Source organism: Xanthomonas sp. AC360 (assembly GCF_979258225.1).
This window is the reverse complement of record NZ_OZ409846.1, coordinates 535,274-553,465: the sequence shown is the minus strand read 5'-3', so window position 1 is coordinate 553,465 and position 18,192 is coordinate 535,274. Positions and strand designations below refer to the sequence as shown.

The following is an 18,192-nucleotide window of genomic DNA, read 5'->3' as shown; positions in this document are numbered from 1 at the left end:
GCCTGCAACGCGCAGGTGCACTGCGGGCCCGTTGCAGTGCCACGATGGCGCAGCGGTTCATCGTCCTACAGGCCATCTGTCTTGACGAAGCACCGCCGCATCGTTGGGTCGGCCTGTCCTTCCGGCAGCCACAGTGGCTGATCGATGCACACCCGCTACAGCGCTGCAGCACTAGACCCTTTGTGGCGGTCACCGCGCAGGACCACGCCCAGGCCCAGGCGGTGCAGTGGTTTCATCACCGGTTGCAAACCGGTATGGTCCCGTCAGTACGTGGTTGTGCGTCGCAATATGACGATGCCGCACGTGCGGCCGTTTCTTCTTCCGGGTTTTTATGCATTCGATCGATGTCGTCCTCGCCATGTTGCTGGCGGTCGCGGCCAGCGGTTATCTGATCCGCATCCTGCCGTTCTCGCTGCCGTTGCCGCTGGTCCAGATCGCGCTAGGCGCGGTGGTCTCCGGCGTGTTCGATGCGGGGCACGAGCTGGAGCCGGAGCTGTTCTTCCTGTTGTTCCTGCCGCCGCTGCTGTTCCTGGACGGCTGGCGCATTCCCAAACAAGGCCTGTTCCGCGACAAGGCGGCGATCCTGGAGCTGGCGCTGGGCCTGGTGGTGTTCACGGTGGTCGGGGCGGGGTTGCTGATCCATTGGCTGATCCCGGCGATGCCGTTGGCGGTGGCGTTTGCATTGGCGGCGATCATCTCGCCGACCGACCCGGTGGCGGTGTCGTCGATCGCCTCCAAGGTGCCGATCCCCAAGCGCCTGATGCACATCCTGGAAGGCGAGTCGCTGCTCAACGACGCTTCGGGCCTGGTGTGCTTCCAGTTCGCGGTGGCTGCGGTGCTCACCGGCACCTTCTCGGTGGCGACCGCTTCGCTGACCTTCCTGTGGGTGGCCCTGGCCGGGCTTGCACTGGGCGCTGCGCACTACCTTTGGGCTGAGCCGGATCCAGGCCTGGATCTGGCGTCACTTCGGCGAAGAACCCGGTTCGGCGATCCTGGTTAACCTGCTCACGCCGTTTGCCGCCTACCTGCTGGCCGAAGCCTTCCACGCCTCCGGCATCCTGGCTGCGGTCGCGGCCGGCATCACCATGAGCTACGTGGAAATGGCCGGCAACGCACCGGGCAACATGCGGCTGCAGCGTTCGGCGGTGTGGGACACGGTGCAGTTCACCTTCAACGGCATCATCTTCGTGCTGCTGGGCGAGCAGTTGCCGGGCATCCTGGATGGCGCAGTGCGCAGCGTGCAGGAGGCCGGGCACCTCAATCCCTGGTGGCTGGCGGTATATGTGGCCACTATCAGCACCAGCCTGATGGCGTTGCGCTTTGTGTGGGTATTTTTGTCGCTGCGCTGGAACATCTTCAAGGCGCAGCGGCGCGGCGAGCAGCATGTCAGCCCGCCGTGGCGGATTGTGGTGGCGGTGTCGCTGGCGGGCGTACGCGGCGCGATCACCCTGGCCGGCGTGCTGACGCTACCGTTGATGCTGGAAGATGGCTCGCCATTTCCGGCCCGCCAGCTGGCGATCTTCCTGGCCGCCTCGGTGATCCTGGTGTCGTTGCTGGTGGCCAGCGTGGCACTGCCGCCCCTGCTGCGCGGACTGGAATTGCCGGAAGAAGAAGACGAGCAGCAGAAAGAAGACCTGGCGGTGAAGGCAGCCTCGCAGGCAGCGCTGGAGGCAGTGGAAAAGCTGCGTCAGCGACTGGTGGAAGACAGCGCCCATGCCGAGCGCTACAACGCCGCCGCCAACCAGGTCAGCCAACGCTACCAACGCAAGCTGGGCGCGGTGGACATGGCCGAAACCGACCCGGAAGAGGCCGGTGCTTACGAGCAGGCCTTGCGTCAGTTCCGGCACGCGGCCTTGGTGGCCGAACGCAACGAGTTGTTCAAGCTTGCACGCCGTCGCGAGATCTCCGACGACCTGTCGCGCAGGCTGGTGCGCAATCTGGATTTGATCGAGTCGCGTAAGCGGGCTTGATGCACGGGACTAGGGCGTCGGGAGTAGGGATTCGCAAGAGCCGGGCAATGGCACGCCCGTCGTAGGAGCGCACCTGGGCGCGACGGGGCCGTACGTCTGGTGCGCGCTCATGCGCGTAGGGATTGGGAATCGGGAATCGGGAATCGGGAATCGCAAGAGCCAGGCCGGTAGCCACGGTCTTTTGTAGGAGCGCACCTGGGCGCGACGGAGCCGTACGTGTGATGCGCGCGTTCACTCGCTGGTGAAGCGGGAATCGTACGAGCACCCACACCCGCCATCACGGCGCCTCGGGAGACACCATCCCATCTGACCCCCTCCCATCGTCACGGCGCACCGCCTACCCTGGGCGCTTATCGTTCCCGTGCAAAACCCATGACGCCCATCGTTTCCATCCAGGGATTGAGCAAGACCTACGCCGGCGGTTTCCAGGCCCTCAAACAGGTGGATCTGGACATCCAGCGCGGCGAAATCTTCGCGCTGCTCGGCCCCAACGGTGCCGGCAAGACCACCTTGATCAGCATCATCTGCGGGCTGATCAACCCCAGCACCGGCAGCGTACTGGCCGATGGCCACGACATCGTGCGCGACTATCGCGCCGCGCGTGCCAGCATCGGGCTGGTGCCGCAGGAACTGGCCACCGATGCATTCGAAACGGTGTGGGCCACGGTGCGTTTCAGTCGCGGCCTGTTCGGCAAGCCGGCAAATCCGCAGTACCTGGAAACCGTGTTGCGCGAGCTCTCGCTGTGGGACAAGCGCAACAACAAGATTTCCACGCTGTCCGGTGGCATGAAGCGGCGCGTGTTGATCGCCAAGGCGCTGGCGCATGAGCCGCGCATTCTGTTTCTGGACGAGCCCACCGCCGGTGTGGACGTGGAACTGCGTCACGACATGTGGCAGATGGTGCGGCGCCTGCGCGAGCAGGGCACCACCATCATCCTGACCACCCACTACATCGAGGAGGCCGAAGACATGGCCGACCGTGTCGGCGTCATCAATCGCGGCGAGCTGGTGCTGGTGGAAGACAAACACACGCTGATGCGCAAGCTCGGCAAAAAGCAGCTCACGCTCAGCCTGCAATCGCCATTGCACACGCTGCCCGCTGCGTTGGCAGACTTGCCGCTGGAACTGTCGGCCGATGGCAACAGCCTGATCTACACCTTCGACACCCAGGCCGAGCAGACCGGCATCGGTGCGTTGCTGCGCCGACTCAACGAGCACGGCATCGACTTCAAGGACCTGCATTCCAGCGAGAGTTCGCTGGAAGAAATCTTCGTCAACCTGGTGCATGGCGCACGCAACGCGGAGGTGCGCGCATGAACCGGCATGCGATTGCAGCGATCTATCGTTTCGAAATGGCGCGCGCCTTCCGCACGCTCACTCAGTCGATCGCCTCGCCGGTGCTTTCGACCTCGCTGTATTTCGTGGTCTTCGGCGCGGCCATCGGCTCGCGCATGGGCGACATCGACGGCATCAGCTACGGCGCCTTCATCATTCCCGGGCTGGTGATGCTGTCCTTGCTCAACGAGAGCATTTCCAACGCCTCGTTTGGCATCTACATGCCGCGTTGGGCCGGCACCATCTACGAGGTGTTGTCCGCGCCGGTGGCGTGGTGGGAAATCGTGATCGGCTATGTGGGCGCTGCGGCGACCAAGTCGGTGATGCTGGGTTTGTTGATCCTGCTCACCGCGCGCCTGTTCGTGCCGTATGAGATCGCCCACCCGATATGGATGCTGGGCTTTCTGGTGCTCACCGCGCTGACTTTCAGCCTGTTCGGTTTCATCATCGGCATCTGGGCCAACGGCTTTGAAAAGCTGCAGGTGATCCCGCTGATGGTGGTGACGCCGCTGACCTTCCTGGGCGGCAGTTTCTATTCGATCAACATGCTGCCGCCGTTGTGGCAGAAGGTCACCTTGTTCAACCCGGTGGTGTATCTGATCAGCGGTTTCCGCTGGAGCTTTTACGGCAAGGCCGACGTGCATATCGCGGTGAGCACCGGCATGACGTTGCTGTTTCTAGTGGTGTGCCTGGGCGTGGTGGCGGCGATCTTCCGTAGTGGTTATCGGCTCAAGGCGTGAGTGGTGAGTGCAGTGGTGTTGTCGGTCGCATTCTGGTGGATGCCGTCGGAAGTCCAGGTCAAACGCGTCAGAAGTCCAGGTCAAACGCTGAGTGGATCGAGTGCGCGGTGCCCTCACCGCTCGCGGGACACGCCGTGAACCCATCCCTGGGGGCTCGGTGGCGGCATCCATGCCGCCACACGGTCCCGCAAGCGGCGAGGACACCGCACCAGACAGGTTGCTGGTTGCTTTGTTGAAAGCCTTGCACACCGACCATCTCGACTGGTCCTTGCCCGCCCACCGTCGCGGGACCTTACGCGGCATGGATGCCGCGTAAGAGCCTCCAGGGACGGATTCACGGCGTGTCCCGCGATGGTGGGCGGGCAAGGGCCCTGCAGCAAACTCGCAGCTCAGCAGCTGAGCAGCTGAGCAGCTCTGCAATAGAACAGCTTGAAGTAGTGTGGTCGGCCGCTCTTACTCGGCAGCAGGCTGGGCGTCGCTCTTGGTGTCCAGGAAGTAGGCCACCACCTCACCCTTGACCTTCATCGTCATCGGGTTGCCGCGGCGGTCGCGTGCCTTGCCGACCTGCACCTTGATCCAGCCTTCGCTCACCGAGTATTCCTCCACGTTGTCGCGTTCGACCCCGTTGAAGCGCACGCCGATACCGCGATTGAGGACGTCGGCATCGTGGAACGGGCTGCGTGGGTCGATGGCCAGATGATCGGGAGGGGTATCGCTCATGGGAAAGGCGTCATGACGGACCGGGATAGCCGTCTTCGGCCGCACAGGATACGGGCCTGTGCCGGGAAGACCAGCCCTGATGCCACAGACGCGCTCGCCCGCCGGTTTGCTTGCGCCGCGTGAGGCGTCACACTTCGCACCTGCAATCCTTGAGCGAGACCGCCATGCCCGACAACAGTGCCGATTACGAAGACGACGAAGGCCTGCCACCCGAGACCGACGAAGACGATGTCGACGACCATCCGGCGCGGGTCTGGAATCTGCTTGTGCTGATCAACCCGGGCGACGAAGACACCGCACTGGGGCAGTTCGACGCCTGGCGCGAAACGCAGGCCGAGGCGGACGACGATGAGGGCGACGATGCCTGGCTGTGGGCGCTGAAGGACGCGATCGACTGGCGCTCGGGGTTTTATGTCGACTGGAAGGATACCGATTCGTTCATTGCCGCCATCGACGAACTGAGCGCGCGCTGGAACCTGCGCATCGCGTGGGGCGGCGATCTGGACGATGAAGACTTCGCCAACGGCCTTGGCGTGCCCGACCTGATGGCGGTGGCGTTCGACCGCCTGCGCGAGCATGGCTATTCGCTGTGGAACTGGAACACCGGCGGCGATGCCTATGCCGGCTGGATCGCGCTCAGTCGCGACGACGAGGCGATGCTGGCACTGACCTCGCTGCTGGACGTGGAAGTGCGGCTGGGCAACGAGGCGTTCTAAGAGCGGCGAACACAACGTAGCGAGCAGTCGTCAGACGGGTGTGGACGGCGTGGAGGAACCGGAGCCTACGCGTGGTCCATGCTGCACCGAGCACCGAGCACCGAGCACCGAGCACCGACCGCGCCCGCACCCGCCTGGCGGTGAGCACGGTCCTCTTGTTAGCTGCTGCAAGCCAGCCGCACGCCTGGTGCCGGAGGTGGCGTGCACCACCTCCGGCACGCTTGCCGATTCACGCTTGCCGATTACTGCCGCGCCATCAACGACACGTTGTTGAACCCCCCTGTGCCGCCGACCAACTTGATGTAGTAGGTGCCGGTCTGCGGTGCGGTCAGCCGTAGCGTCTGCGCGCTGCCGGTGCGTGCGGATTTCAACTGGTAGCTGCTGGTGGTCGGCTCGACGTCGTAGCTGAGATACAGCGCGACGTTGCCGCCGCCACCGAAGCTGAGCACATTCAAGGCGCTGCCGGCGTTGGCGGTAAAGCGGTAGGTCTTTTCCTCGCTTTGACCGCCGCTCTGGCCGGTCAGGGCATCGCGGTTGGTCAGGCTCACGGTGACCGGTATGCAGACGCTGCCGCTGCAGCTGTTCTGCACGTAGTCCAGTGCCGCGGTGGCATCGACAATCCCGGTGCCGATCGCGCGACCGGCCGGTGGTCTGACCGGGAAGGCGCGCGCAGTCTGGCGCAGCATGGCTTCCATCTGCGCAGCGGCCAGCGGGGTCTTGCCGGAGGCGGCCAGCGCGCTCTGTACCAGGGCGGCCACCGCGGCCACATGCGGCGTGGCCATCGAGGTGCCGGCAAAGCCGACGTATTCGTACTCGCCGGAGGTCGGCGTGGTCTTGCCGCTATAGCCGGTCGACAGCACCACCCCGTCCCAGCCGCCGTTGCCGGTGTCGTCGGTGGCACCGCCGCCGGGGCCGGACAGGTCCACGCTGCTGCCGAAATTGGAGTAGAACGCGATCCCGCCGGTGATGCGGGTGGCGCCCACCGTAATCACGTTGCCGCAGCTCGACGGGCTGAACTGCGAGGCGTTGCTGGCCTCGTTGCCAGCCGCCACCACCACCACAGCACCATTGGCCACTGCTGTGTCGATGGCGCTCTGGGTAGTGCTGTCGCATGTGCCCGGGCCGCCCAGGCTCAGGCTGATGACCTCGGCCGGATGGAGATTGTCCGGGACGCCGTCGATATGGCCGCCGGAGGCCCACACCATGGCATCGGCGATGTCCGAGCTGGTACCGCCACATTGGCCGAGTACGCGTACCGGCAGGATCTGCGCGTCGTAGGCAGCACCGGCGCCGCCGATCGTATTGTTGGTGAGTTCGCCGACCGTGCCCGCGGTATGGGTACCGTGCCAGCTACTGGAGCGCGCCGGCAGTCCGCAGAAGTTGTCCTCTTCGGTCCAGTCGCCGTAGTCCAACGCGCCCGGCACGCGGGCGTCGCTGTCGCGCCGGGAGATCGCCGCGTTGCTGATGAAGTCGTAGCCCGGCAGGATGTGGTCGTTGTTCTTCAGGTCCGGATGGTCGGGCAGGATGCCGGTGTCGAGCACCGCCACCACCACGCCGGCACCGGTGGAGCTCTCCCAGGCTTGTGGAGCGCGAATGCCGCCGATGCTGTCCTGCAGATGCCACTGGAACCCGGCATACAGGCGGTCGTTGGGGGTTACGGCGGTGGCGGTGGCCTGCGGCGTCACTGCGACGGCACCGGCCTTGAGCCTGGGCCCGGCTACGTCATCGACCGCGCGCAGCATGCGATCGAACTCGGCGTATTGCACTTGTGGATCGGCGCGCAGTTCGGTCAGCAACTTGGCCTGGTCGGCGCTGCTGAGCGTGCGCGCAAGGTCCAGCAGGCTGGCGCCGGTCCCGGTGCGCCGCAGCACGCGTGCGTTGAGCGGCGTGGCACGCGCGGCACCGCTGGCCGCGCGCAGGACACCGGCGCGGTTGGCGGCTGCAGACAGGATCGACAGGCGCGAGCTGTCGGACGGCACGCTGCTCTTGTATTTGACGATCAGCCGGGCGGGGAGTGCGGTTGGGGAAGTGGCCGTAGGCAGGCCGCGCAGGCTGAGTTGATCGGTGGCCGCATGGGCCTGAAACGTGGCCGTGGCCAGGATTGCGCTCAATAGCAGGGGCTTGAGCGGCAGCGAAGCGTTGTTCATGGGATGGCTCTCGCAAGAATCGATGGAGTTAAGGGGAAGACGTGCACGGCGCGGCGCAGGAGTTACAAGTCCACGCCGAAGCCCAGGCCTGCCGACGAGTCGCTGCCGCTGAACGCGCCGCCGAGGCTGAACGAGGCGCGCTCGCCCACCTTCTTGGCGTAGCCGATGGAGAGCGCGCGTTCGCCGCTCTGGAAGCCGGCGCCGACGGCTATGCGCCCGCGCGCACTCTGGGTGCCGGCAGCATTGATGCCCATGTTGAGCATCGCCGCGCTCATTGCGCCGATGCGGTCGATACGGCGATCCATCGTCTGAAAGCGCCGTTCGCTGCCATCGCGCAATTGGGTGAAGCTGTCGCTCAGCGCCGACACCCGGCTGTCGGTGTAGCTGTTGGCCGAACTCAGCGTGCGGCTGTTGCCGGCGTTGAGCTGGGCCACGTTGGCGGCGTCGGTGTCGCTTTGTCCGGCAGCGACGTTGGTGATCTGGCGCGCGTTGCCGGCGCTGCCGACCGAGACGCTGTTGGCGCGATCGGCCACCGCGCCACGTCCTAGCGCGACTGCGTTATCGGCGTCGACGCGCGCGCCCTGGCCGAGCGCGGTACCCGAGGCTGCGGTGACGCTGGCGCTTTCGCCCACGGCCACCGCGTTGGTGGCGGCGGTGGCGATGGTCGTATTGGCGCCGACTGCGGTGCTGCCGTCGGCGTTGACCTTGGCATTGGCACCGAGCGCGGTGTCCTGCGGGCCGTAGGCCAGCGCGTCGGCGCCGACCGCCAGGCCGTTCTCGCCATTGGCGGTGGCGGACGAGCCGATCGCCACGGCATTGGTGCCGCTGCCGACCACCGGCGCCAAGCTGCCGCCGCCGACCGCCACATTGCCCGCAGTGACATTCTGCAAGGCACCGATGCGGCCATCGAAACCGGTCAAAGCCGCATCGATGGCGCCCATCGCCTCGCCGATGTTGCCGTAGCTCGCGCCCTGCACCAGGTAGCTGCCGCTTATCAGATTGCCGGTAGGGTCGAAGACGCTGCCGGCGCCCAGGGCGGTGGCCACGCTGCGCAGCTGTGCCAGGTTGACCGCGTCGGTGGCCTCGCTGCCGGCGGCCACGCTGGTGATCTGCCGGGTCAACCCGGACGCGACATCGCCCACCGACACGCTATTGCTGCGGGTGGCATGCGAATACGCGCCCAATGCGACTGCGCTGCTGGCCGAGCGGTTCCAGGCATCGTCGACCCAGTCGCCGACCTTTGCGCCATAGCCGATGGCGGTTGCATCGACGCCGTTGACCTCAGTGTCGGCACCGATCGCGGTGCTGTTGGGGTTGAACCAGGAGGTTTCGGCATTGGCGCCGAGTGCCACGCTGTTGGCGGTGTAGGTCACTGCACGGTGGCCGATCGCCACCGACTCGGCATCCTGGGTCAACGCGAACCCGCCGATCGACACGGTGTTGGCCGCGAACGAGCCGGCACTGTGGCCGATCGCCACCGAATCGGTGTTGCCCGGCAGGTTGGGGAAGATGTTGGCGTTGTAGCCAATGGCGATGGCGTAGTCGGACTGGGTCTGCGCACCCGCGCCCAGGGCGACCGCGCCGGTGCCGGTGGCTGCCGTGATCCCGATGCTGTTGCCTGCGCTCTCCGCAGCGGTGCTGATGCCGCCGATCGCCATGCTGTCGGTGCCGCTGGCCAAGGAATTGAAACCGATGGACACGGTACTGTCGGCGACCGCGCGTGCGCCGTTGCCGAGCGCACTGCTGCCCAGCCCGATCGCCTGCGAGCGGGTACCGATGGCGGTGGCGCCCTGCTCCAGTGCGCGTGCGCGATGTCCCAGTGCAGTGGCCTCGAAGACGCTGGCTTCGGCACCGCTGCCCACGGCGGTGGTCATCGCATCCAGCGCCTTGGCGCCGCCGCCGAGCGCGGTGGAGACGAAGCCGGTGGCTTCGGTGGACTCGGCGTGCACGGCGAGAATATTGCCGCCGTCGTCGTAATCGAACACGTCGGTGGTGCCACCCACCGCAACCGCCGATTCGCCGGTGGCCGCTGCCGCGTAGCCGGCGGCAATGGCGAACTTTTCGGTGACCGTGGCACCGGCGCCCAGTGCGATGCCGCCCTCACCGAGCGCATTGCTTGCTTCGCCGATCGCCACTGCATACGGCTCAGCGGCGAACGCGCCCACATCGGTGGTGGCGTCGGCGCCGCCGACGATATGGAAATGCTTGCCGGTGTCGGCAGCATCGTCCTGGTCGGCATCGGCTTGCGCCGTGGTGTCCTGGTCGGCCGCGATGGCGGATGCATCGGTACCGGTCTGACCATCGGTGGCGGCAGCGGCGGCAGCGGCGGCAGCGCCGACCTGCGGGGTGGCGACCTGCGCCATCACCGCGCTACTGCTGAGCAGCAGCGCGGTCAGGACCGCAGCATGCAGCAGCACGCGCTGCGGACGTGTGCCGGCATGGGGGTGCGGCGCGGTGGTGGTCGCGTGCCGGGCGCAGGCCCGGTTCGAGAAGCGATCAATCTGGCTCATGGAGATTCCCTGGCGCGTGGATGGAGTGGTCGACCGCTGCACATCGGCTCCCAGACATCCCCACGTGTCTTGGAATTCCGTACATTTCATGTTGCGGGACAACGCAACATAGTCATGGGCTCCGCCACGTGTCACCAAGCCACGATTGCATCCACTCACCACGAATGTGAGGATGCAAAAACACTCAAAGACGTCCTGTCGTGATGCTGTCTGCCGCAAAATCCAGGTTCGTGTCGCGTTGGTTGGCCACGCGCTGGCGCGAGGAGCCGATCGACCGACGGCAGGTGGCCTTCCTGCAGCTGCTGCTGATCGCCATCGCGCTGTACAACCTGGGCGATGTCGGATTTTTTCTCTACGTCGCGGGATTGAGCCGCTTGCAGGCCAGGCCCGATCTGGCCTGCGCGTTGGCCGGGACTGTGCTCACCGCGTTCGGCGCGCTGGCGGGCGTGCCGATGATCCGGCGCGGCCGCAGTGCGGCAGGCGTCAAGGTCTTCATTGCCGCCGCGTTGCTCGGCACTTTCGTCACTTACGTGCGGGTCGACATCTTCGACCTGCTGACCAATCCGATGCCGGTGATTGCGTTGGTGCTCGCCGGCATGGTGCTCGGTCGGCGCAATCTATGGCGCGTGTTTGCGCTGCTGGCGATGGTGTGCGCAATGGCGCTGGCCGCGCAATTGCTGTGGTTCCCGCCATCGCGTTCGACATGGGGCAATGTCGGGCTGGGACTGCTGACGGTTGTGGTGTATCTGCTGATCACCTTGATGCTCGATCGCACCATCGCCGCGCTGCGCGACAGCCTGGTGGAATCGGAGCGCCGCCGCCGCGAACTCGAAGCGGTGAACCGCAAGCTGGTGCGCGAAATGGCAGAGCGCGAGCGGGTGCAGGAGCAGCTGCTGCACACGCAGAAGATGGAAGCGCTGGGACGCCTGGCCTCCGGTGTTGCGCACGATTTCGATAATCTGATCAACGTGATCATCGGCTTTGCGCAGCGTCGCGATGCGCTGGAAGGCCGTGGCGAGGCGCCGTTGCTCAAGACGCTGGAAAACATCGAAGCCGCATCGCGCCGCGCGCTGACTGTCAGTCGCAGGATTCTCAATTTCGGCCGTGCCGAACCCGGCATTGCGCGCCTATTCGATGCGCGCCACGCGCTGTTGGAGATCGAACCCACGCTCAGGCAACTGTTCGGCCACGAGATCCGCCTGCAAGGCATTGCGCCGGGGCCGCCGCTGTGGATCGCGATGGATCTGGACGAACTGGAACTGGCGCTGCTCAACATCGCCGCCAATGCGCGCGATGCGATGGACGGGCAGGGGCTGTTCCGCATCGACGGCGAGCAGCAGGCCGGCATGGTGGTGCTGCAGTTCTCGGACACCGGCCCGGGGATTCCCGAGCAGTTGTTGGCGCGCATTTTGGAGCCGTTCTACACCACCAAACCGGCCGGCAAGGGCACCGGTCTGGGGCTGTCGGTGGTGAACGAAATCGTTATCGCCGCCGGCGGGCGTGTGGAGGTCGGCAACACGGGCGATGGTGCCTGTATCCGACTGTTGTTACCGGCTGCGGCGCCGCCGGAGCGAGCGAGTCGTGCCGATCAGCTAGCCAGCAAATAACCCATTCCGCGCGAGGACAGCAGCGGAAACGCCGGCGCATCCGCTGCAGTGATGCGCGCGGCCTTGCGCCGCAGGCGATGGATCAGCATCTCCAACCGATGCAGGTCGAAATCGCCGACGCACTCTTCCAATGCCGACACCAGCGCATCGCGCTCCACCGCTTGGCCGCGCTGTGCATCCAGGCAACCCATCAGGCAGCGCTCGAGCGAGGTCAGGACGACAATCCGCGCATCCGGCGCGACCAGGCACCAGCCATCCGATTCCAGGCGCCACGCCGGTTTTTCCGCGCTGCTGGCATCGGCCGGGCGCAAGCGCCGCGACAGATTGCGCAGCGTCAGCGCCAGGATCTCCGGGTCGGCGGGTTTGCGCAGGAACGCGTCGGCGCCACTGCTCAGCGCATGCACGTGGTCCGAGCGGCCGCGGTTGCCGGTGAGCACCACGATGCCCAGGCCAGTGAACAGCGAACGCAGATGCGCGACCACGCTCAGGCCGCTCTCGTCCGGAAGCCCAAGGTCCAGCACCACCATGTCGAAGGTCTGCTCCAGCATCAGCCGGTACAGCGCTCCGGCGGTGCCGGCGCCACTGACGACGAATCCGAACTCCTGCAGGCCGGGAATCAGGATTTCTTCGCGCAGAACATCGTCGTCTTCAAGAACGGCGACGCGCAACATGGACGGCAGCTCGGAGGGCGGGACGCGAACAGACAATGCAACGGCTCCGGAAGATGGGTCGCTTCGATAGTGACAGGCTTGTGCGTGGGCACGGAAGCGGCTTTGCCGGTCACACGGGTGTGTGCGCCACAGGCGTCATCGGGTTGCAAAGATGCATGCGTTGTATGCGCGAGCATGATGCGCAGTTGCAGCGCTATGCGTGTTTCGCCTGCGCGCGACTCGCGTTGGTTGCATCATCGTGCTGATCTGCGCTGCTCGCTGCTTTCTGCGGCGTTAGGTGTGCGGCTTGCGGTTTGATGTGGCGCTGCAACACCTGGAAACGCCGGCGTGCTGCTGCCCGCCAACGCACAGCGTTACGCGCTTGGCGCGATGGCTGCGGCCATGCGTATTCGGCGGTGCGTGCCTGTCGCGTAACTGGCGCGATCGCTGGATCGGCGCTACGGCACCTCACCGCGCGCCTGCGCACGTGCATTGGCGATCAGCGCCTTGAGCAGTGCGCGGTCGGTATGGCGGGAAATGGGAAGGGTGCCCAGGGCGATGGCCTCCAGGCGTAGCGATGCGGGCACGTCGTAGTGCGCACCGCTGAGTTTGTTCTGGAAGGCGCGGCGGGGAATGCCCAACCGCGCCGCCATGGCATGCAGCTCGTCCAGCGTGTCGCCGAGCAGGTGCGCCCAGCGCTGGTCGCGCCACAGATGCACCGCATCGTCGATGTAGACAGCCATCGGCCGGATCAGGCCTTCTTGGATTTCTTCGGCTTTTTAGCGGCGTTCTCGCCGTCGGCGTCGTCCGTTGCGGCATCGGAGCTGGCGTCTGCGTCTGCCGCGCTGTCGTCGTCGCTGGCAGCGTCGTCGCCAGCCGCCTCTTCTGCAACGGCGTCGGTGCCGGCATCGTCGGCTGCGTCTTCTGCCTCGCCGTCTTCATCGGCATCGGCGTTCTGGAATTCGGCCACCAGCGCGGTCAGATATTCCTCGGCGGTCTGGCCTTCTTCGGCGGCCAGGTCGTCGATCATCTGCTGCAGCTGGGTCGAATATTCCAGCGAGATGGTCTTGCCTTCGGCTTCCTGCAGATTGGCCAGGTGCTTGAGCATGGCCAGCATCGGAACCGGGTTGTCGGCGCTGCCCATGGTCTGGCCACCGATCGACAGCATCCACTCGCTGCTACCCTGCAGACCGATCGCTGCCACGACACGGCCGTCGGCGTCCTGCAGCACGGCGTGGTTGGTGACCTGGGGCGCCTGGCCCAGACGGACGATGGGGCGCTTGGGGAGCTGCTTCTTGCGCTTGTCGCGCTTGGCCTTGGAATTGCGGGACACGGTGTTCTCGACGCTGGGAATGGCCGGCCATTCTAGAACGTGCGCCGCACGATGCGATGAGTCGCGGGAATCGGCGGGGTCACGGGCCAGGCGGAGTCCCCGCTCCAGGTGCGATTGCTTGGCAAATTCTGGAGCTCAAATCCCGAATCCCGCAGACCTGGTCAATCCCGAATCCCCAGCGCCAATCACTGCTCCCCAGCGCCAATCACTGCCCCTCCACCGCCACTCGCGGCGCGGCCACCGCCGCTTCGGCCGCCTTGGCGAGCGCAGCGGCCGAAGCCACCTGCGCGCTGGACGACATCCGCGGTGCGGCCGGGCGTGCAGCGGCCGTGCTGGCCGGCACCGGAGTCGCCCCCGCGGCGCCCTTTGCTGCAGCGGGCGGCGTCGTGGCCGACGCAGCCGGCGCAGCACCGGCTGCTGGCGCGCCCACCGTGGCCGTGCCGGCAGTAGCAGCGGCGCTGAGGTCCGGCACCTGGGTGTCGGCGTCGTGTACCGACTTGCCCAGCGCCACGCCCTGTCCGGCGCCGGCCAGCGCCGCCTGTTCGGCGTCTTGGGTCATCACCACGATGCTGATGCGGCGGTTGATCGGGTTCTGCGGGTCGGTCTTGTCGAACAGCACCGATGACGACAACCCGACAACGCGGGTCACCTTGGCATCGGACATGCCACCAACCACCAGCGCACGCCGCGCGGCGTTGGCACGGTCGGCGCTGAGTTCCCAATTGGTGTAGCCGGCATCGCTGCTGTAGGCGGTGGTGTCGGTATGGCCGGTGATGCTGATGTGGTTGGGCACCTGATTGATGAAGCTGGACAGCTCACGCAGGATGTCCACCGTGTACGGCTTGAGCTGGTCGCGGCCGATGTCGAACATCGGGCGGTTCTGCTTGTCCACGATTTGGATGCGCAGGCCATCGGGTGTGAGGTCCAGCAGCAACTGGTCCTTGAACGGCTCCAGCGCCTGGCTCTTGTCGATGGCTTCCTTGAGGTCCTGCATCAGCGCTTCCAGGCGCTTCTTGTCCTTGGCGCGGCTGTCCACGTCGGTATCGGCCGCGTTGTCGCGCTTGCGGCCCATCTCGTCCTTTTGCCCCTTGGCCATGTCGGCGGTACCGCCGAGCTTGATCATCGAGGTGCTGGCGCCACCGGGGCCGTTCATGCCGGGCGAAGGCGCTGGCGATTTGCCGGACAATGGGCTGGGGTTGCGGAAATATTCGGAGATCGCCGCGCGCTGTTCCTTGGTGGTGGCGGCCATCAGCCACAACACCAGGAAGAAGGCCATCATCGCGGTCACGAAGTCGGCAAACGCCACTTTCCAGGCGCCGCCATGATGGCCGCCGCCCTGCACCTTCTTGACCCGTCGGATGACGACGGTGGATTTGCCCTCGGCCATGACCGCGGTCCTACTTGATCGTCTTCAGGTGCATTTCGAAATCGCCGAAACTCGGGCGCACATTGGACGGCAGGGTCTTGCGCGCAAATTCCAGTGCAATCTTCGGGTTGTAGCCGCGCAGGCAGGCCAGCAGCGCGGTCTTGACCGCTTCGTACATGCGCCCGTCCTGATCGGCGCGCGCTTCCATCGCCGCCGACAGCGGCGCCACGAAGCCATAGGCCAGCAGGATGCCCAGGAAGGTGCCGACCAGCGCGGCGCCGACGTGGTGGCCGATCTCTTCGATCGGGCCGCCGATCGACCCCATGGTGATCACGATGCCGAGCACCGCAGCCACGATGCCGAAGCCGGGCAGGCCGTCGGACACCTTGCTCAGCGCATGCGATGGCGCCATCGCTTCGTGGTGGTGCTTTTCCAGCTCCAGTTCGAGCAGCGGTTCCAGTTCGTGCGGCTCGATGTTGCTGCCGATCATCAGGCGCAGGCAGTCGGTGATGAAGTCCAGCAGGTGATGGTCGGCCACCACCTTGGGGTAGTTGCCGAAGATGGTGCTGTCCTGCGGTTTTTCGACATGGTCTTCCAGCGCCATGAACCCATCGCGACGCGCCTTGTTCAGCAGCTCGTAGATCAGGCTCAGGGTGTCCTTGTAGTCGTCGGACTTGTAGCGCGGACCCTTGAACACGCCCAGCACGTCGGCGACGGTCTCCTTGACGATCTTGGCCGGCGTACTAACCAGGAACGCGCCCAATGCCGCGCCGCCGATGATCATCAGTTCGTACGGCTGCCACAACGCGCCCAGCTTTCCGTGCGACAGCACGTAGCCGCCGAGGACGCTGACGATGACAACAATGAAGCCAACGATGATGAGCATGGCGAAGCCGGAAGCAAGCTGGGAGTGCTAGTTGTTTCGGCTTGCGCGGCGGATTCTTGAAGTGCACGGCGTGAAGATGTGCGCTGTAACTGAACGCTCAGCCGATTGTCGTGGCGGCCTCATGCACGCATTTCAGCGCATCGCCGCCCGTCAGCGACAGCGGCGTGTCGCCGGCATATTCCCGGAATCGATTGCCCTGGGCGTCGGCAAACCGCGTGCCGGAGGCGGCCTGGGTACCGGGCAGGACCAGCATGCGGCCGGCGAAGATCAGCCGCACCGCCCGGTGGCCGGATCGAAGCGGGCGGCGATCGCCCGCTCGCCGCAGCGCCAGCCCACTGCGTCTGCGAGGTGTGTGGCATCAGAGGCCGGCGTGGTGCTAGCTGCGGTCGGCACCAGCCGGGATGCGGCATTGCCTCAGCCACGCTCCCGGACCCGTCGCTTCCATCAGGCCGGCTGTGCCTCGGCGCCATCGCGATGCAGCGGGTTGGGCAGCGCCTGGCCGTTTTCGGTAAAGCCCAGCGACACCGAGTTGAGGCAATGCCGCTCGCCGGTCGGCGGCGGGCCGTCCGGGAACACATGCCCCAGGTGGCTATCGCAGCGTGCGCAGACGATTTCGCTGCGGATCATGCCGTAGCTGACATCGCGGATTTCGCGCACATGGGCGACATCGTAGGGTGCGAAGAAGCTCGGCCAGCCGGTGCCGGATTCGAACTTGGCGCTGGAGCGGAACAGCGGCAACCCGCACAGCCGGCAGGTGTAGACCCCGTCGAGCTTGTTGTCCAGGAAGACCCCGCAGAACGGCGCCTCGGTGCCATGGTGCAGCAGCACGCGCTGTTCCTCGTCGCTGAGCCCGGCGATCAAGGCATCACGCTGGGCGGGGGAGGGAGGGGTCAGGTCGAACTGGCTCATAGGGCTCTCGCATGCGCGCGCTGGCGACGTACCGGCGTCTGCACAGGTGATATGGGCACGGCGGGCCCGGTTCAACCGTGTTGGCTGGCGACGACCAGCGACCGGTGAACGGTGAACGGTGAACGGTGAACGGGGAACGGGGAACGGGGAACGGGGAACGGGGAGCGGGGAGTACAACGCTGGCCGACCCGTTCACCGCCCGCCGCTGCCCCGCAGGCGCTCCCAGGCGAGGGCACACGCTTGCCGAGTCTTCGCGCAGACCTGCGGGAATCGGCGTGGTTGCATCGGTCGTTTTGCCGAACTGTCGGAGCGGCAATGCGCACCTGCGGAGCGCTTGCGGGGCAGGGGAGCATTGCCGACAAGGGATGGAACAGTGAGCACCGGGGGTCTGCCAACGGTGGTTCCCATGCCTGATCGGGATCCGCTGCCGCAGACACCTCTATTTCGCGCCCGGATAGGTCCGTTTCCCGGCACCTGGATGGTTCGTCGAGCACTGACGTTCATGTGCCGGCCGGGCACATCCATTGCCACGCAAAGGTGGCGCCCCCACTCCGTGAGTGTCCTTACTCACTGCGGCGGCTGACATGGCGATCCATCCTTCCACGCGCGCCCTGATGGCCTGCGCCCTGCTCGGTATTGCCGGCGCTGCCCTCGCGCAGTCCGCCACCAGCACGCGCTCATCGAACACGCTGCAGCCCATCGCGACGCCGGCCCCCGCGCAGCCCAAGGTGGCGCCGCCGCGCGCGCTGCAGCCATCCAATGCGTTGAGCCCGGTGCCGTCACAGCTGAGCCAGCGCCCGGCCGCTCCCAGCATCCCCACGCGTGGCCCGGCCGCAACGCCGGTTGCGCCAGCGGGCAGTCAGGTACCGACCGCCACGCCTATGGTCTACGACCGTAACGGGCGTCTGCTGCAAGGCATGCAGCCGGCCGGCCCCAACCGGGTGCTGGATACCAAAACCGGGCGCTACTACGACGCAGTCCCGGCCGGCGACGGCATGCGCGTGGTGCGCTGACGGCGGCAGTGGTGCCTGCCGACTGTCAGCCAGCGGCAGCGCCGGCATGCAGTGGCAACGTGGTCAGCGCCGCAGGGTGACTGTGCTTATCGCATCAGCGGCCATCCAGCAGGCAGATGCTCAGCCGACACACTCCCCGCACATCTGCCGCCAGCCACCAAACACCAAACACCAAACACGAAGCACGAAGCACGAAGCACCAAACACCAAACACCAAACACCAAGCACCAAGCACGAAGCACCAAACACGAAGCACGAAGCACCAAACACGAAGCACCAAGCACCAAGCA

15 protein-coding genes, 1 other RNA gene and 1 pseudogene are annotated in these 18,192 nt (G+C 66.0%); 6 read left to right on the top strand and 11 right to left on the bottom strand.

The annotated features are described in order from the left end of the window. Positions 1 to 331: 331 nt before the first annotated feature. The 3 genes and pseudogenes from ACZZ0O_RS02350 (at position 332) to ACZZ0O_RS02340 (ending at position 4,045) form a co-directional block, all read left to right on the top strand. Positions 332 to 1,970, top strand: a pseudogene (locus ACZZ0O_RS02350) (Na+/H+ antiporter). 372 nt (positions 1,971 to 2,342) lie between these two features. Continuing rightward, positions 2,343 to 3,287, top strand: a complete 945-nt coding sequence (locus ACZZ0O_RS02345; protein WP_055847885.1) for an ABC transporter ATP-binding protein — start codon at positions 2,343 to 2,345, stop codon at positions 3,285 to 3,287. Next, positions 3,284 to 4,045 carry an ABC transporter permease gene (locus ACZZ0O_RS02340; RefSeq protein WP_463592107.1) on the top strand — a complete coding sequence of 254 codons (762 nt, stop codon included), beginning with the start codon at positions 3,284 to 3,286 and terminating at the stop codon, positions 4,043 to 4,045. Before ACZZ0O_RS02345 ends, ACZZ0O_RS02340 begins: the two co-directional genes overlap by 4 nt. A 453-nt stretch (positions 4,046 to 4,498) precedes the next feature. Here ACZZ0O_RS02340 and ACZZ0O_RS02335 read toward each other — a convergent pair whose 3' ends face one another. Next, positions 4,499 to 4,765, bottom strand: a complete 267-nt coding sequence (locus ACZZ0O_RS02335) for a DUF3297 family protein (protein ID WP_055847890.1) — start codon at positions 4,763 to 4,765, stop codon at positions 4,499 to 4,501. A gap of 164 nt (positions 4,766 to 4,929) precedes the next feature. Here ACZZ0O_RS02335 and ACZZ0O_RS02330 point away from each other — a divergent pair, with 164 nt between their 5' ends. Then, complete coding sequence (locus tag ACZZ0O_RS02330) at positions 4,930 to 5,481, top strand: DUF6630 family protein (protein WP_055847893.1); 552 nt, start codon at positions 4,930 to 4,932, stop codon at positions 5,479 to 5,481. Between the two features lie 4 nt (positions 5,482 to 5,485). Here the strand turns inward: ACZZ0O_RS02330 and ACZZ0O_RS02325 are convergent. The 3 genes from ACZZ0O_RS02325 to ACZZ0O_RS02315 form a co-directional block, all read right to left on the bottom strand. After that, positions 5,486 to 5,561, bottom strand: a non-coding RNA gene (locus ACZZ0O_RS02325) — sX9 sRNA. Between the two features lie 162 nt (positions 5,562 to 5,723). Then, a complete protein-coding gene (locus ACZZ0O_RS02320; RefSeq protein ID WP_463592106.1) occupies positions 5,724 to 7,628 on the bottom strand; it encodes a S8 family peptidase in 1,905 nt (634 codons plus the stop codon). A gap of 62 nt (positions 7,629 to 7,690) precedes the next feature. Beyond that, the gene (locus ACZZ0O_RS02315) at positions 7,691 to 10,138 is read right to left on the bottom strand and encodes a YadA family autotransporter adhesin (RefSeq protein ID WP_463592105.1); all 2,448 of its coding nucleotides are present in this window, start codon (positions 10,136 to 10,138) and stop codon (positions 7,691 to 7,693) included. Between the two features lie 230 nt (positions 10,139 to 10,368). Between ACZZ0O_RS02315 and ACZZ0O_RS02310 the strand changes: the two genes are divergently transcribed. Then, a complete protein-coding gene (locus ACZZ0O_RS02310; protein ID WP_463592104.1) occupies positions 10,369 to 11,745 on the top strand; it encodes a sensor histidine kinase in 1,377 nt (458 codons plus the stop codon). Here the strand turns inward: ACZZ0O_RS02310 and ACZZ0O_RS02305 are convergent. From ACZZ0O_RS02305 to msrB, 7 genes are all read right to left on the bottom strand, one after another. Continuing rightward, complete coding sequence (locus ACZZ0O_RS02305) at positions 11,727 to 12,413, bottom strand: response regulator transcription factor (protein WP_463592537.1); 687 nt, start codon at positions 12,411 to 12,413, stop codon at positions 11,727 to 11,729. The genes ACZZ0O_RS02310 and ACZZ0O_RS02305 overlap by 19 nt on opposite strands. A gap of 440 nt (positions 12,414 to 12,853) precedes the next feature. After that, positions 12,854 to 13,138, bottom strand: coding sequence for a DUF4031 domain-containing protein (locus tag ACZZ0O_RS02300; RefSeq protein ID WP_463592103.1), 285 nt, complete (start codon positions 13,136 to 13,138; stop codon positions 12,854 to 12,856). Positions 13,139 to 13,146: 8 nt separating this feature from the next. Beyond that, positions 13,147 to 13,728, bottom strand: coding sequence for a hypothetical protein (locus ACZZ0O_RS02295; RefSeq protein ID WP_463592102.1), 582 nt, complete (start codon positions 13,726 to 13,728; stop codon positions 13,147 to 13,149). A gap of 205 nt (positions 13,729 to 13,933) precedes the next feature. Next, complete coding sequence (gene motB / locus ACZZ0O_RS02290) at positions 13,934 to 15,115, bottom strand: flagellar motor protein MotB (protein ID WP_463592101.1); 1,182 nt, start codon at positions 15,113 to 15,115, stop codon at positions 13,934 to 13,936. 10 nt (positions 15,116 to 15,125) lie between these two features. Continuing rightward, the gene (motA, locus tag ACZZ0O_RS02285) at positions 15,126 to 15,980 is read right to left on the bottom strand and encodes a flagellar motor stator protein MotA (RefSeq protein WP_055847909.1); all 855 of its coding nucleotides are present in this window, start codon (positions 15,978 to 15,980) and stop codon (positions 15,126 to 15,128) included. A gap of 97 nt (positions 15,981 to 16,077) precedes the next feature. Further along, positions 16,078 to 16,257 carry a hypothetical protein gene (locus tag ACZZ0O_RS02280; RefSeq protein ID WP_463592100.1) on the bottom strand — a complete coding sequence of 60 codons (180 nt, stop codon included), beginning with the start codon at positions 16,255 to 16,257 and terminating at the stop codon, positions 16,078 to 16,080. Between the two features lie 167 nt (positions 16,258 to 16,424). Continuing rightward, a complete protein-coding gene (gene msrB, locus ACZZ0O_RS02275) occupies positions 16,425 to 16,889 on the bottom strand; it encodes a peptide-methionine (R)-S-oxide reductase MsrB (protein WP_463592099.1) in 465 nt (154 codons plus the stop codon). Positions 16,890 to 17,473: 584 nt separating this feature from the next. On the opposite strand from msrB, the gene ACZZ0O_RS02270 reads away from it, so the two are divergent. Continuing rightward, the gene (locus ACZZ0O_RS02270; RefSeq protein WP_311238827.1) at positions 17,474 to 17,902 is read left to right on the top strand and encodes a hypothetical protein; all 429 of its coding nucleotides are present in this window, start codon (positions 17,474 to 17,476) and stop codon (positions 17,900 to 17,902) included. Positions 17,903 to 18,192: the final 290 nt, after the last annotated feature.